This is a genomic window from Bacillus sp. HMF5848 (assembly GCF_003944835.1).
In the GTDB taxonomy this organism is placed as follows: Bacteria; Bacillota; Bacilli; order Bacillales; family HMF5848; genus HMF5848.
This window is the reverse complement of record NZ_RWIV01000001.1, coordinates 1,039,466-1,054,724: the sequence shown is the minus strand read 5'-3', so window position 1 is coordinate 1,054,724 and position 15,259 is coordinate 1,039,466. Positions and strand designations below refer to the sequence as shown.

The following is a 15,259-nucleotide window of genomic DNA, read 5'->3' as shown; positions in this document are numbered from 1 at the left end:
ACGAATCAAACAGGAGTGGTTACGAGATATTATATGAAATTGTTTAGTAATAACCATAGCAATCATTTCCATCTTGTAACCCTCCTTTACAATTAGTATTTGATAATTCTTAGTTAGATTACCACTTTCTAACACTTACTGTCAACGGGCTATTTTTGTCATTTGGCAATAATTTCTTTTATAAAAATAGTAGTTTCCTTTGCTAAATCGACTTCTTTTGTCTCGTAATCATCTGCTTCTTTTCCAACACTCTTAAACACACGAATCACTGGTCTTTGTGGCAAACCATGGTTTTGTGCATACACCATCCCTGTTTCTCCTGTTGTAAGTTTAACTTGGCATCCCGTCGGGTAAAAAGCAATAGACCTCAGGAATGTCCAGACAATCTCATGCTCAAACATTTTATTTGTTAATGCCATGACACGCTCACAAGCTTCATAAGGATACAGTCCTTTTGTTTCTTCTCTCGGAGATACAAGATTGTCATAATAGTTAACGACAGCGACTATTTTAGAGAATATATGTATTTCTTCCCCTCTAATTTGACGTGGGTATCCACTTCCATCAATATTTTCATGATGCTGTAGTGCTACAACAGCTGATAGTCTACTAAATTCTGGATTTTGCCTGATAGCATTGAACCCTTTCCACGTATGATCATTTGAACCCATCAATGTTTTGCCTATGTCATGGAACAGGGCACCAATAGCTAAATCTCTTAACTTCCCTCGATCTAACCCAAGCTTAATACCAATAACAATTGCCATTATACAGACGGTAACAGAATGATAATACACACAATTATCCTTTGTACGAATATCCGATAAATTCACAAGCACGTCCTTATTAAGCATAATCTCATCTACAATAGAACTCGCTTGCTTACTAACAGTTTTAAGTTGAAAGCCTTTTGTATCATCCTGAATATATTGAAAGGATTCACTCAGTCGAGACACTGTTTCACGTCGTGTTTCTTCTGATACTATTTCTTCGACAGAAATATCCTTGTATCTATCATCCTGAATATATACGGCCTGTACTCCCATGCGATGAAGTCGAGCAATTAACCCAACCGTAAGAAGAACTCCCTCACCTAGTAAAACACGTCCATCACTTGTGAAGATTGGCCTAGCTAGCTTTTCACCTTGTTCGATGTTATCAACTAAGCAATACCTCATATTAGTAACTCCTTAAAAAACAAGCACTTTACCTTAGTATACGAACGATTAAAATGAATAGCTAGCCTTAGTTTTCCGACGAGGTCTCTACGCAAAGCGATAGTAAATTAAAATAAACGTTGAGAGCGTAAATATAAAATTAAGAAATACAAATATCATTTGGTCTATTCGCGTGTCGTGACGGCGAATTGGTGGATCGTAAAATGACACCCCTTCAATGATAAAAATAATGAGTACTATATGAATCATGAGGTGTCCTATAATTTCTGTTGTACCAAACAGCATCGTAGTGGAGATAAAAATAAGAGTTAACACAAAAGCTAGCAAACGATTTAATATACCAACAACAAGCAAGTAGCCAACAACAAACTCTATGAAAGCAGCCATTACGATAAACGTTGTTGGAGCAAATCCGAATGTTGGCACTTGATGATTAATAATAATATTCTCGCTCATGACAGGATACACCCATTTTTCTACAGCCACCCAGCAGAGCGAAAGACCTGTACCTAAATAAAGAAATGGAAACCCCCAATCCTCTAGCTTTGTTTTCCCCACTAGAAGAACACCAATTATGGCGAGGTAAAACCCATAATCAAGCATATAAAATATCCCAAATTCTTTGGTGGTATATATAAATAACCCAAGTAAAAGGAGGGCCGCTACTTTCGTGGCATAATGAACAGGAATGAGTAACAATCCAATAGTTATCCATAACAAGATACTCACGATTGTATTTGTGATAAAAAGCTCTGGGGCAAATATTGAACCTGAACTAGCTTGTACAATTAATGCTACCGCCGTGCCATACTTTAAAATATAGCGAGAATATTTACGATACCCATCTAAACGACCTTCAAGCTTTTGAAAAAAAGGAATATTATCCAGTGACGGCCATATTTGTGATAACACAGCTAAAAATGCCGCAATGGATAACGCCATAATCATAAATAGTGGAGTTAAGATTTGCTCAATGCTCTCCTTTTTTGGTGTAACCTCTGTAAACCACTTCACATGTGCATCCGAGATAATAGGAGATAACATTATTAGCATTGCCACAAACATAATTAAAATATATTGTACACGTATTTTCATACTCATCCTCCATGAAATAGTATGATACTTAGTATGCATAGAATTCGAGAGGAATATTGATTTTATAGTAAACTTATTGTAATGATTAAGATACAAGAGTACTTTGCATGCTACATTTTTCCCAGGAAGTTTGAGTCACGCGCGATGGGACAGTTTTTCTCATAATTGCCCTCTATTCCCACGATGACACACTCAGACTCATAATAAGGATAAACGAAATGCCTAAGTCCGAGAGTGGAATTAGGCTTTTCGTTTACATTAATTACTCAAACTTCTAACTGCTCTTTTAGCGGTACCACTTCTTGGGCATCTGCCAATTTTGGTAATGTAACAGCATACATTATACTAACTAATAATAAGCAGCAGCCAACGACAATAAATAGTCCTCCAACTTCGATAAATCTAGGGAAACTAAACGCGATGGCTCCTAAAGTAACAGATTGAGATAACATCATTAATGGAGTGATCCAGCCTTGCACACGTCCCATCATTTTTGGATCTACGATAGCTGGCAACCAGCCACCGATAGCGATATTCACTAACGGCAGCACTAATCCAACACAAGCCATTAGTACAAAGTACAACCATATATGCTGTACATATGCTGCCGCAACAATCAAGCTACCAGACCCTGCTAGACCTACAATCATCATTTGATATAGCTTCCACTTTTTCGCAAGTAACGAACCGAAAATACTTCCTATAAGAACGGCCGCTCCAAAGACAAACCCTGTGATTACAGCCATTTGTTCATACATTTCAGGAGCTAATTTATATTTTAAAATAAATATTGGCATAACGGAAAACCCACCATTGACAACTCCGAAAACAACAAACCCAGTAATTAAAGCTATTAACAATTTATGATGTAAAATGTATGTTAAACCGTCTTTAAACTCACTCATGATCCGAACAACTTTAATATCACGTAAAGCATGCGGCCCATTTGCAAGTCGTACGTGTTCTTCTATACGACATGCTTTTATAAGTAAAGCACTGATTATAAAGGTTAACGCATCAATCAAGACAGCACCTGTTACACCAAACACCCAATACACAGAAGCACCTAAAGCACTACCGAATAGCATAAATAAGCTCATCATCATCTGGTTTAAGCCTGCAGATGAAGTATATTCATCTTTTGATAAGATACCTTGCACAATGGCTGTTTCAGCTGGGAAAAAGAATTTTGAAACTGCACTGCGCAAAAATAATAGCGCGAATACAAGTGGCATCCAGTCTAATAAAATCGCACCTAACAATGCGATTGATAGCAAAGCGCTAATCCAATCACAATAATATGCGATTTTCTGGCGGTCCATTAAGTCTGCCATAACACCTACAAGAAAGAATACAGCGAGAGTTGGTAAAGAATACATTAACTCTGTGACAGTCGCATAGACTGGTTGGTCACCAAACCGGTCCAATAAATAAAACATAAACGCCGTCATCCCGATTGTGTTACCCATTTGTGACGTGAAAGTTGCTAAAAATAGTTTCGTAAAGGTTTTGTTTTTAAAAATACTAGTGAATTGTTTCATAATTATTCTCCTTTGCTCTTCGTCTACTTGTATTGTAGCTTTTTATAAAGACAACGCAGACCGTCTACTGCCGTAATCTGCACTCATCCTCAAGACCGATACAGTAACAGGCTTGTGAGTGATGCGTTTTTCTTAACTTTGAAAAATATGATTGCATTATGCAAAAATGACAAAGAACATGGTACAATTACAATTAGGTGTTTTGTCACAATACGACGTAATATGACAGTTGAATTTTTTGAGGGTTTGAGGGGATGAATAGATGGCTAACAGTCGCATGCAACGCAAACATAGGCAGCGAAAGAGAAAAAAAGTTTCTATTTTAACAGTTATTATTGTATTTCTTTTAGCTGGTGCTGCTTACGCAGTATTTGAATATAATGCAGGTGTACGTAATGCTACAGAAGGGGAAGATCCAAACGTAGCTGAAGAAACTTCTACGGAAAAAGAAACCGAAGAATTTAATGGTGTAAAAGAGCAAACCAGTAGCAAAACGAATGTGCTACTACTAGGTGTGGATTCTCGCGGTGAGACCAAATCTCGAACAGATACAATTATTATTGCGCAATATGACAGTAAAACAAACGAAGTAAAGCTCGGATCTATCATGCGTGATACATATGTATCAATTCCAGGATATAAGGATAACAAGATCAATACTGCTTTTTATTTTGGCGGACCGGAGCTATTACGCCAAACGATTAAAGAGAACTTCGGTATTGATATTGAGTATTATGCTATCGTCGACTTCAAAGGATTTACTAAAGTAGTAGATACTATTTCACCTAAAGGAATTGAAATTGAAGTTGAAAAACGTATGAAATATCAAGATGGGGCTGGCACAATTAACATTGACTTATATCCAGGTGTGCAAAAGCTTAATGGTGATAAGCTTCTAGACTTTGCTCGATTCCGAAACGACAGTGAAGGTGACTTTGGTCGTGTAAGACGCCAGCAAATTGTTCTATCTAAAGTAAAAGATGAGATTATTAGCATAAACGGCGTTATTAAACTGCCAAGACTACTAGGAACAATTCAACCATTTGTTGATACGAATATGAGTCAAACAAAGATGTTGTCGTTGGGAACGGATTATTTACTTAATCCAGATAGTGACATTGAAACTCTACGTATACCTGTTGATAATTCGTTCTGGAACGCCTCATATGAACATGCAGGGGCCGTTCTCGAAATAGATAAGGAAAAAAACATCGCAGAAATTTCAGCATTTTTTAATGATACAACTGAAATGAGCGTAGACACCCCATAACGTGAATATCACATATATCAGACAAAGCCGAGTAAACATGCTCGGCTTTTTTCTTGGCAACTATTCAACCGCTAATATAGGATATTAGGCAGCAAGCACATTTGTCGACTATTTATTTAGATTTAACTTCCACAAAAAAAAGCACTTCTCCTTCTTGAAGAAATGCACTCGGTTAGCTCGACAGTTCATTTTTCTATTATGTTATTCGCCCTTTTAATTAATGTAGTTCAAATTCCAACTGGATATCGCGTGGGTCGCTTTGATAAAGCTGTTTGTTCACTTCTTTTGCATCCACGCAACCAAGAGAACGATAAAACGCAATTGTTTCTTGTGACGATGCGGCGCACATGTAAATTTTATCAGCTCCCCATTCCTTTGCCTTTTCAGTACATCTTTGAAATAGCTGTTTCCCTATTCCGTAGTTACGAAATTCTTTTGAGACGAACATTGAATCAAGCAATACATACTTTGCTGTTTCTCCGAAAAAACCACTATTTAATGTTACAAAGCCAACTAATCTTTGCTTATTATCGAATGCACCGATTGCTACACCACCCGCTCGAATCGATTCTTTCAATGCATCACAATATTTCTCATAACCATCTGGCCAATCTTCTTCCATATAATCGATTGAAATCAGATGATACTCACCATCTATGTTTCTCCAAACCTTCTCAATATACTGGCTTGGGTCGATTTCTGAAATTCGGTCACATTCTTCTACTAATAAATCACGATAATACAATGTTTGTAACATGCTCATTCTGTTATTCCTCCAATTGCTTTAATAGATAACTGTGCAAGTTTTCATTTTAAAAGTAATCTCATATATATCCATATTTGTTTGTGTTATCATGGCTTCTTTCAGTACAGAGGCTCAATAGCAAAATAAGCGTTCCTCGTTGTTCCAAAAACATTCTCGGTAAATTCAGAAACTACCCCACAAATTGAAGAATTAACTGATAAATAGCTTCTATTTTAGGGAAACGAGTTCTACTTTAATCCCATCTGGGTCTTCGAAGTACACTGCATAATAGTTTTCTCCCCCTGCAAATGGATGTTTATCAGGGTAAAGTTTTTTCATTTTATAGCCTTCCAATCATTACTTGTCGTGAAATAGGTACCGTTAATTAAAAATAGTTAAATTAATAATAACCACTGATCCAAATGATAAAAATCCTATTAATTTTACTGGATGAGTAAATTTATACTCATCAAATCGTGTAGTCCTCCTAACAATTTCCCCAAATAATGTTGTCCCAATGACTATAATAATCCCACCGACAATAAAAGCGTTATCTATAGTGCTTGCAACACTAACAATGTTGTCGACGAATAGTATCCATAAATACCCTAAAAAAGCATTTAACACAACAGATAGACCCATCTCCTTTATCTTCATAACACCACCCCTTTCTCCCATGACCATATTTTACCATACAAAATCATGTCAATGACCATCTAGTTAATAAAAAACAATTGCTTCTTATTAAGCAATCGCACCATCTTCAACCTAGAGGGTTCAATCAATATTTAGAAATAACTTCAAAATTACTTATTCATTTAATAATGCACTACACTACGTTTAAGTGTACCCCTTCACAAACTTCAGTATTTTCCAACAAAAATAACACCAAAGCACATATCCTTAGCCATGATGTTTGTTAGTTGATTTCTATTAAATATTCACTTTTAATTAATTTGACCCACATATCATCTTAATTACTATTTAGACCAGAGTATAGAAAAGCAGCTGTAGTCTCCCTCTTTTACTCTTTACGATTATTATATCATCGTTTTATACATCTATCATTTCTTTATATTGCCTAATTGAAGAAGATTACTGTTGTGCTAAAGGGGGCTTATTGGAATAAGGATAACCCGCACAATGTTGTTAAAACATTAGCTTATTCGCTTTCTTTATACTTTAACTCCTCTAAATTTTCTATATTAGTCGAAAAACTGACCAGGTAAATGTGATTCTTCTTTACCCAATAATGATAAGTTACTTCTGGCTCGTCTTCGAAAACAACCCCAATGTAATAGGGATTAAGGTGCTTATAACCATCTTCTCTATGAGGAACAGTTGTAATCATCCATTCTTCATTGGGATACTGTTGTTCTAAATATGGTTCTAACATTTGAACTTTTTTCTCAATTTGTGCATCAATCCAATAGGGGCGAGCTATAAAAAATACACTATATGTCAAAAGAATAACTGTGGCGCATACCAATCCAAACTTTCTCCAATTATCTTTTAAAATAAATGAAATAATTATGATTACTGCAATAACAATACCAACAATCATAAACTCAATTACTTCTGTTGGGTGCATAAGCCCCTCCTTTTCAATATATTTACCCTTAACTCTTCTACTTCAAAGCACAAGAAGCGACTGCTTGTTCCACAATCGCTACCGTTAACACAATAAGAACTCACTCATAATACTTACCTGCCATTAAAATTTCGGCAAAGGTATTCCAGTTTGGGTTACTTGGCAAGGAATTAGTATCCTCTACCCACCCTTTGATTGCTTCCAAGTAATCGTCAAGGGATAGGTTCTCCCACTCCGTTTTATTAGTCTCAAAATCATTTTTTAACTTATCAATAAAGGATACAAGATCCTCCTTACTATTAATACTTTCAGTCTTCATATTATGATTAACCCCATTTCCTTATTAAAAATCGGATACGAATCAGGGAGGAGTCATACATTTCGATTTGTGCCCCATGAAATTGAAATATAAGGCTTAGTGGTGATTATTAAATCCTTAACCAGCAAGTCCTCAAACATAATACACAAAGACTCTGTTCCATCCTTTTTTTCAATTTTTATTCCTTTAACATCTTCTAAATGCAGGGAAGCAAGAATATGTTTTTGGTTATGCCACCTTAATTTTATATCACTGATAGCAGGACTGATTATTGCTTCAAGGACATTCTCATTTCTTTTTAAATAAAATCTTAATTCGTTGTAATACCAAGGCATATCTTCATCAATTTCAGTTGGTTCTGACTCAAATATATCAATAAGTTCATGTTCCTCTGGAAATAAATCTATATCCATAAAATCATCCTTTTTATCGATGTATTACCTTGATGTACTATTATCCCACAAAGTTTATTTGATAATAAAATAGCGTCACTGCTTCTTACAGAAACGCCCCCGTTAATTGAATAGCACACTCTTACGCTTTTTGTTCTTGAAGTATAAACTTATTATCAGGAACAACTGTATTACCACATATACTACTGAAAGATTTAGTGGAAATGGAAAATAACTTAAATATAGTACATTTGGGAGAACAATAAGACAACTTGTTAACATCCATAACCAAGAACGCTTAAATACTGCATAAACAAAAATACCTATTGATAAAAACAGCAGAGGGTAAAACAAATTTATGCCAAACAAAATATTACCCAAAAATTCTTCCATGTTTGTTATCACTCCTATTTTTTTATAAATAAGTAGACGTTCATATTTAAAAAAGGTCACAGAAACTACTATTGGTTCTTTCACTAAACTGCTCCGTTAATACAATAACTTCAATAAAAAAAGCACTTCTCCTTCTTGAAGAAATGCCCATCTTTCGCGTAAGTGTAATTATTCGCAAGTTACGAAAATTAATTTAGATAGACTACTTTATAATTAGGCTCTACCCTGAAATAACTGTGGATAACTTTAATTTCATTGATATATGTGCCAATTTATTTGCATGTATGTCTGTTAAAGGTGAGTGTTGATTGTTGAATAATGTTGATAGTAGCGAAATGCGCGAGACTCCTGCGGGATGTAGTGGCAGGCGTGAGACCCCGCATGCGCAAAGCGCAGAGGAGGCTCACGGCCACCCCGCGGAAAGCGAGCGCAATGTAGCGAAAATCAACAACAAAGTTTAACAGAGCTTATAATTAAATAAAGCATGAAACATTACTATTCTTTGTAATAAGTTTTTTTCTACAAAAAGGATCTTTTATAACCAACAAACAATTCTCCATCGTAATTATCAAGTGTAGTTTGAATGAATGAAATAAGTTCAGTTTTATCATTTGTGTTCATGTATATTTTTGTATATTTAACTAGTTTCTCATATATATCTTTATCATATGATTTAAGGCTTCTAGCAAACCACTTTCCTTCACCAATCCAATTGCCATCTGCTCTTAAAATCAGTTCAGTTAACATATCTATCAACTTATTTAAAATAAATAAACTTTCTCCAAAGTCTTCTGAACTTCTGAAGTCTGACAAAAAATCTGTAATTAAATACCTTGCTTCGTTTATTTTGCCCTCATCCCATAGGTGTGGCCCTTGCTCATAAAGCATTTTCGCCTCTCGTTGGTATTTATCCCCATTCCCATTTTTATCTTCTATAAGCACACCTTCAGCACACATTTTAATGATAGTTGGTACTCCTCTATATTTAGCTGTATGAAATTGAAACTCTAGAGATGAAGCCGTATAAATAAACGCCTCTATTTTCCAACCAAGAAAGTGATAACATTCAAGTCTTGGTGTTTCTGTTTCATCAATTATAATGATGTCAATATCAGATTCTGTTGTTACATTTCCGTAAGCAGTACTTCCACCTATCCAGACTATATCTGATTCAGGGTAATGGGAAACGATAAACTGTTCAGCTATTCGCTTAATTGAGTCCCTCATAGGAAACACCTCCCATGAATCAGGATATTCACCTAAATGATTAATGTTCCCAGAAATTTATGCTATCTAGATATATTACTCTTAACCGTTTTTGCTTATTTTTTTGTATAACCTTCCTTATACATTGCAAGCAACAAGATCCCACCTTCTCCCCCCTTTCTATTTAAAAAAACTCCAAACATCCACAAAGAAATAAAAATAAAAGCTACTCACCTGTTATAGATTCCCCCTTAGTCAAATAAGTAGTTATACCAATACGTTTTCATAAATTCAATAAATTTTAAAAATTTACGTGGATATATTTTTAAAGCGTGCTAAATTCAGAATGTATCAAACAAAATAAGATAAAAGGAGACGAAAAAAACAATGAAATTTAAAGTAGAAACATTTCCAAATCATCGTATTGCTTATATGCGACGAGTTGGCCAATATGGACCTGCCAATATTGAAGTAATGGAGAAGTTAAAAAGCTGGGCTAAGGAGAAAAATCTTCTTGAATCTGCCATTCTATTTGCAATATCACAAGATAATCCAGCTACAACACCTCCTGGTAACTGTAGATTTGATGCTTGTATCGTTATTCCAACTGATTATCAAGTGGATGATACAGTTCTTGAAGGGGAACTTTCTAGTGGGAAGTATGTTATTTTCGAAGTTAAACATACAGCGGAAGATATTCAAAAAGCATATTCTGAAATTTTTCAATCACTACAAAACATTGGATATATAATGGATAACAAACCAATTATAGAAAAATATATAGGTGATATGATTAGCAACCCTTATTGCGAAATATGTGTTCCTGTTAAACCGTAAGATTTTGATACGGTATTAATCAATAAATGAGTCAGAATAGCTACTTGTCTTTTAATAACTTGCTTTCTATAAAGAAACGGATCAGTTGTTGAAGTAACCTCACCGTTAATTTATGCATATTTCTTCATACACTATTGTATAAACAGTCTCGATATGGCAAATTGTCACAGGAAATAGCCACCTAATAAACAATTATTCAATAAAACAAAGGCACATAAACTATTATAAGTTTATGTGCCAATTTGGAGACTTGTTATCTCTAAGTCTTCACCTCTGAACGGATCCATCAAGCTTGCACAGAAAGTTCTATATTATTTAATTAATTCATACACTCGCGCTTCATATGGTTGAAGCGTAAATGCACCGATATCTTCAGAAGCATCTACTTCGTAGTTACTTACAATTAATTTTTTATCCGAATACGTAATATCACTTGGAAGATTAAACACCGGAAGCTCTCCACTGAAGTTCAATACAACAAGCCATTTTTTCTCACCTAATGTGCGAGTGTATGCATAGATTTTATCATCATCTTCTAACAGCAAATCATAGTTACCGTAAACCATAATAGGGTTTTCTTTACGAAGAGCAATCAAGTTACGATAATAGTGGAACACAGAGTTCGGATCAGCCATCGCTGCTTTTGCGTTAATGTCCTTATAATTCGGGTTTACCGAAAGCCATGGTGTACCAGTTGTGAAGCCAGCATGCTCACTATCATCCCATTGCACTGGTGTACGAGCATTGTCACGACCTTTTACATATATTGCTTTCATGATTTCTGCCGAATCAGCACCGTCATGCTCTACCTTTTCTTTATACATGTTTAATGTTTCAATATCACGGTATTCATCTATACTCTCAAATCTAACATTCGTCATACCAAGCTCTTCACCTTGGTAAATGTAAGGCGTTCCTTGTAATGTATGCAAAAATGTCGCAAGCATTTTTGCTGACTCCACGCGAAACTGTTCATCATTTCCGAAACGTGAAACCATACGTGGCTGATCATGGTTGTTTAAATATAAACTATTCCAACCAACACCCTCCAAACCTTTTTGCCATTTTGTGAAGCTATCTTTAATAGACTTTAATGTGAGTGGACGTAAATCCCACTTCCCACCTGGACCTGAATCAAGATCAACGTGCTCAAACTGGAACACCATGTTAAGCTCTTTGCGGTCTACGCCAGTATAATCCTTTGCTTGTTGAACATTTACTCCAGGCATTTCTCCTACTGTCATGCAATCGTATTTAGACAATACTTCACGATTCATTTCTTGTAGGTAATCATGAATTTTCGGACCATTCATGAAGTATTCGGCACCTGATACGTATCGCTTTCCTGCTGGATTTGGAGCATCCGGTAAGCCTTCCACTTTTGAAATGAAATTAATAACATCCATACGGAAGCCATCAATCCCTTTATCAAGCCACCAAGTCATCATATCGTATACTTCTTGTCTAACCTTTTGGTTTTCCCAGTTTAAGTCTGGTTGCTTTCTACTAAAAATATGTAAATAGTACTCACCAGTCGTCTCATCATATTCCCACGTTGAACCACTAAATGCTGATTCCCAGTTGTTAGGTTCAGAGCCATCTTCTTTACCAGGACGCCATATGTAGTAATCACGGTATTCATTATCTTTAGATTTGCGAGACTCTACAAACCATTTATGTTCATCCGAAGAATGATTCACAACTAAATCCATAATAAGCTTCATGCCACGAGCATGCATACCTTCTAGCAATGCTTCCCAGTCAGCCATTGTTCCAAAGTCGTCCATAATATCCTGATAATCGCTTACATCATACCCATTGTCATCATTTGGAGATTTATAAACTGGAGACAGCCAGATGACATCAATACCAAGCTCTTTTAAATAATCTAGTTTTTCAATAATACCTGGGATATCGCCAATCCCATCACCGTTGCTGTCGTTAAAGCTGCGCGGATAAATTTGATATACCACACTTTCTTTCCACCAAGTTTTATTCATAGAAGTCACCTCATTATAAATTTAAATTAAATAGAGGAATAGTTCTGAATAGTTCTCACACGTCTCCATCTTGAAAGAAGAAACACAAGACTTATCCTCTCTATTCGCAACTCTTGCTATGCCGCTTATGTTCCATTTTCCGCATGAAATCATAAGCAGTAATCTTATTAAACACTCTACCAAGTTATGAGAACAAACGATAACCTAACTTGCTAACAACATAAATACTACCATATATTCATCCTTATTTTATACCATATCACCATCTTTAAATAAAAATCTGAAAACGATTCCAAATACTAGTTTCTTTCTGCCGATAATATTGATAAAATATACGTGAGTAAAATATGATTTGACTTTTTGATGCTAACTTTTTTTAAGAAAGGTAGATGTAAATATGAATGAATTTATGAATCCTTACGTCGATTGGAAGATTTATGAGAACGATTTCATACCAGAAAAGACGAAGCTTCACGAAACTATTTTCGCCCAAGGTAATGGTTATATTGGAATGCGTGGGAATTTCGAAGAAGGTCTTAATAGTGAGCTCGAAATCAAAGGAACTTATATTAACGGCTTTTATGAAAGCGAAATCATTAAGTACGGTGAAATCGCTTATGGATATGCTGAAAAAAGTCAAACGATGCTAAATGTGACTAACGCGATGGCAATCAGTCTATACATAGAAGAAGAGCCTTTTACTATGCTAGAAGGTTCAATTATTAGCTATAAGCGTGAGCTAGATATGCAACACGGTGTATTACGCCGAGAGGTTACGTACTCTACTCCTAGCGGTAAAAAAGTTCAAATAGCGATTGAACGCCTTGTTAGCTTTACAAATAAACATTTAGCGGCTATTCGTTATGAAGTAACACCATTAAACTTTTCAGGTCGCATCCGTTTTGAATCTGAATTGGATGGAGATGTAACAAATTTAGTTACCGAAGATGACCCTCGTGTTGGTTCAGGACTACATGGTCGCGTATTAAGTGTAGAGGAAAAGCGTCATGATGGTACGTATGTTGCTATACATCAAAAAACTGAGCAAACTAAATTTGACTTGGTGTGCTCTGCACTTCATACATTTAGCGCAAACTGTGAATTCAAACAAGTGACAAAAGACCTTCAGGTTGGTGTACAAGCCTTTGCAAATGCTAAACAAGATGAGCCAGTCATTTTGGAAAAATATATTTCATACGTAACTAGTCGGGAAGAGAGTATTTCACCAGAAACGCTATTTGAACAAGGTGAACTAGTGGTCGGTGAGGCTTCTCAAAAAGGCTTTGAATCATTAAAAGAAGAACAAAAACAATATTTAGATACATTCTGGCACAGTGCAGATATTGTAATAAAAGGTGATGATGCTCTTCAGCAAGGAATAAGATTTAATTTGTTCCATCTACTTCAATCAGTCGGGAAAGATGGTACGACCAATATTGGAGCCAAAGGACTTACTGGCGAGGGCTATGAAGGACACTATTTCTGGGATACAGAAACATATATATTACCAATATTTGTTTATACAAAACCTGAAATTAGTCGTAAATTATTAGAATACCGTTATAAAATATTAGACAAAGCTCGCGACCGTGCTCGTACAATGGGTCATAGTAAAGGGGCTTTATTCCCATGGCGAACAATTGGCGGAGAAGAGTGCTCTGCGTATTATCCAGCTGGTACTGCCCAATACCATATAAATGCTGATGTTGCATTTGCGATTAAACGTTACTATGAAGCAACAGAAGATCATGATTTTATGATTACGATGGGTGCAGAAATGTTGTTTGAAACAGCTCGTTTATGGGCTAGTCTTGGTAGCTTTATAGAAAGCAAGGACGGAAAGTTCTGTATCAATGATGTAACAGGGCCAGATGAATATACTGCTATTGTAAATAACAACTTCTTTACAAATAGTATGGCTCAGGAAAATCTTCAATTTGCATACGATATTGCGCACTGGTTAATGCAAGAACAACCATCGTATTATGCGGACTTAATGAGAAAACTTGCTGTTAAAGACGATGAAATTGCAATATGGAAAAAAGCAGCCGATGACATGTATTTACCTTACGATGAGAAACTTGGCATTCATCCACAAGATGATAGTTTCCTGGCAAAAGAAGTGTGGGATTTTGAAAATACACCAAAAGAGAAGTATCCTTTACTTCTTCACTATCATCCTCTTGTCATTTATCGTCACCAAGTTTTAAAGCAAGCAGATGTTGTACTAGCGCAGTTCTTACTGAGTGAAAAATTCACAAAAGAGCAAAAGAAACGCGACTACGATTATTATGAAAAAATCACAACACATGATTCTTCTTTATCAAAATCTATTTATGGCGTTATCGCTAATGAAATTGGCTATGCGGAAGAAGCATACAAATTCTTCATGAGTACAGCTCGTATGGACTTAGATAATACACAAGGTAACACGAAGGATGGTATACACGCCGCTAATATGGCAGGCACTTGGATGGGTGTTGTAAATGGATTTGCTGGCATGCGCATTCATAACGGCCAACTTAGCTTTGAACCTCATTTACCAAAGGCATGGGACGAGCTTCGCTTCCGAGTAACGTTTAAAGGCAGCTTACTAGAAGTGGCAATTACACATACAGACACAACATACAAATTAATAGAAGGAACTGCATTAGAAATCACTCACAATGGTGAGAAAAAAGTAGTTCAATAA

Annotated in this window: 13 protein-coding genes and 1 pseudogene; 3 read left to right on the top strand and 11 right to left on the bottom strand. The window is 35.8% G+C overall.

From position 1 onward, the window contains the following. Nucleotides 1–158 precede the first annotated feature (158 nt). The 3 genes from EJF36_RS05115 to EJF36_RS05105 form a co-directional block, all read right to left on the bottom strand. A complete protein-coding gene (locus EJF36_RS05115; RefSeq protein ID WP_125905288.1) occupies nt 159–1,178 on the bottom strand; it encodes an HD-GYP domain-containing protein in 1,020 nt (339 codons plus the stop codon). A gap of 87 nt (nt 1,179–1,265) precedes the next feature. Continuing rightward, complete coding sequence (locus EJF36_RS05110; protein ID WP_125905287.1) at nt 1,266–2,273, bottom strand: DoxX family membrane protein; 1,008 nt, start codon at nt 2,271–2,273, stop codon at nt 1,266–1,268. A 266-nt stretch (nt 2,274–2,539) separates the two neighbouring features. Beyond that, nucleotides 2,540–3,814: an MFS transporter gene (locus EJF36_RS05105; RefSeq protein ID WP_125905286.1), complete on the bottom strand. Its 1,275-nt coding sequence runs from the start codon at nt 3,812–3,814 to the stop codon at nt 2,540–2,542. Nucleotides 3,815–4,076: 262 nt separating this feature from the next. Between EJF36_RS05105 and EJF36_RS05100 the strand changes: the two genes are divergently transcribed. Further along, nucleotides 4,077–5,084, top strand: coding sequence for an LCP family protein (locus EJF36_RS05100; RefSeq protein ID WP_125905285.1), 1,008 nt, complete (start codon nt 4,077–4,079; stop codon nt 5,082–5,084). 217 nt (nt 5,085–5,301) lie between these two features. On the opposite strand, the gene EJF36_RS05095 is transcribed toward EJF36_RS05100, so the two are convergent. From EJF36_RS05095 to EJF36_RS05070, 7 genes and pseudogenes are all read right to left on the bottom strand, one after another. Beyond that, nucleotides 5,302–5,847 carry a GNAT family N-acetyltransferase gene (locus EJF36_RS05095; protein ID WP_221760717.1) on the bottom strand — a complete coding sequence of 182 codons (546 nt, stop codon included), beginning with the start codon at nt 5,845–5,847 and terminating at the stop codon, nt 5,302–5,304. A 210-nt stretch (nt 5,848–6,057) separates the two neighbouring features. Continuing rightward, nucleotides 6,058–6,159, bottom strand: a pseudogene (locus tag EJF36_RS22140) (VOC family protein); the annotation flags it as partial. 51 nt (nt 6,160–6,210) lie between these two features. Beyond that, a complete protein-coding gene (locus tag EJF36_RS05090; protein WP_260471829.1) occupies nt 6,211–6,486 on the bottom strand; it encodes a hypothetical protein in 276 nt (91 codons plus the stop codon). Between the two features lie 505 nt (nt 6,487–6,991). Beyond that, nucleotides 6,992–7,420 (bottom strand): hypothetical protein, encoded by a 429-nt coding sequence (locus EJF36_RS05085; protein WP_125905283.1) that lies wholly within the window; start codon nt 7,418–7,420, stop codon nt 6,992–6,994. 100 nt (nt 7,421–7,520) lie between these two features. Continuing rightward, nucleotides 7,521–7,739: a DUF7660 family protein gene (locus tag EJF36_RS05080; RefSeq protein ID WP_125905282.1), complete on the bottom strand. Its 219-nt coding sequence runs from the start codon at nt 7,737–7,739 to the stop codon at nt 7,521–7,523. Nucleotides 7,740–7,792: 53 nt separating this feature from the next. Continuing rightward, nucleotides 7,793–8,152, bottom strand: a complete 360-nt coding sequence (locus tag EJF36_RS05075; protein WP_125905281.1) for a hypothetical protein — start codon at nt 8,150–8,152, stop codon at nt 7,793–7,795. A gap of 891 nt (nt 8,153–9,043) precedes the next feature. Continuing rightward, the gene (locus EJF36_RS05070; RefSeq protein ID WP_125905280.1) at nt 9,044–9,751 is read right to left on the bottom strand and encodes a nucleotidyltransferase domain-containing protein; all 708 of its coding nucleotides are present in this window, start codon (nt 9,749–9,751) and stop codon (nt 9,044–9,046) included. A gap of 366 nt (nt 9,752–10,117) precedes the next feature. On the opposite strand from EJF36_RS05070, the gene EJF36_RS05065 reads away from it, so the two are divergent. Then, nucleotides 10,118–10,567 carry an AraC family transcriptional regulator gene (locus EJF36_RS05065; protein WP_125905279.1) on the top strand — a complete coding sequence of 150 codons (450 nt, stop codon included), beginning with the start codon at nt 10,118–10,120 and terminating at the stop codon, nt 10,565–10,567. A gap of 311 nt (nt 10,568–10,878) precedes the next feature. Here the strand turns inward: EJF36_RS05065 and EJF36_RS05060 are convergent, their stop codons facing one another. Beyond that, complete coding sequence (locus EJF36_RS05060) at nt 10,879–12,567, bottom strand: glycoside hydrolase family 13 protein (RefSeq protein ID WP_125905278.1); 1,689 nt, start codon at nt 12,565–12,567, stop codon at nt 10,879–10,881. A 397-nt stretch (nt 12,568–12,964) separates the two neighbouring features. On the opposite strand from EJF36_RS05060, the gene EJF36_RS05055 reads away from it, so the two are divergent. Continuing rightward, complete coding sequence (locus tag EJF36_RS05055; RefSeq protein WP_125905277.1) at nt 12,965–15,259, top strand: glycoside hydrolase family 65 protein; 2,295 nt, start codon at nt 12,965–12,967, stop codon at nt 15,257–15,259.

Coding starts and splice junctions, on each gene's coding strand:
- EJF36_RS05060 (WP_125905278.1), bottom strand. CDS start 12,567: ATGAATAAAACTTGGTGGAAAGAAAGTGTGGTATATCAAATTTATCCG.
- EJF36_RS05080 (WP_125905282.1), bottom strand. CDS start 7,739: ATGAAGACTGAAAGTATTAATAGTAAGGAGGATCTTGTATCCTTTATT.
- EJF36_RS05075 (WP_125905281.1), bottom strand. CDS start 8,152: ATGGATATAGATTTATTTCCAGAGGAACATGAACTTATTGATATATTT.
- EJF36_RS05070 (WP_125905280.1), bottom strand. CDS start 9,751: ATGAGGGACTCAATTAAGCGAATAGCTGAACAGTTTATCGTTTCCCAT.
- EJF36_RS05105 (WP_125905286.1), bottom strand. CDS start 3,814: ATGAAACAATTCACTAGTATTTTTAAAAACAAAACCTTTACGAAACTA.
- EJF36_RS05055 (WP_125905277.1), top strand. CDS start 12,965: ATGAATGAATTTATGAATCCTTACGTCGATTGGAAGATTTATGAGAAC.
- EJF36_RS05065 (WP_125905279.1), top strand. CDS start 10,118: ATGAAATTTAAAGTAGAAACATTTCCAAATCATCGTATTGCTTATATG.
- EJF36_RS05085 (WP_125905283.1), bottom strand. CDS start 7,420: ATGCACCCAACAGAAGTAATTGAGTTTATGATTGTTGGTATTGTTATT.
- EJF36_RS05115 (WP_125905288.1), bottom strand. CDS start 1,178: ATGAGGTATTGCTTAGTTGATAACATCGAACAAGGTGAAAAGCTAGCT.
- EJF36_RS05110 (WP_125905287.1), bottom strand. CDS start 2,273: ATGAAAATACGTGTACAATATATTTTAATTATGTTTGTGGCAATGCTA.
- EJF36_RS05095 (WP_221760717.1), bottom strand. CDS start 5,847: ATGAGCATGTTACAAACATTGTATTATCGTGATTTATTAGTAGAAGAA.
- EJF36_RS05090 (WP_260471829.1), bottom strand. CDS start 6,486: ATGAAGATAAAGGAGATGGGTCTATCTGTTGTGTTAAATGCTTTTTTA.
- EJF36_RS05100 (WP_125905285.1), top strand. CDS start 4,077: ATGGCTAACAGTCGCATGCAACGCAAACATAGGCAGCGAAAGAGAAAA.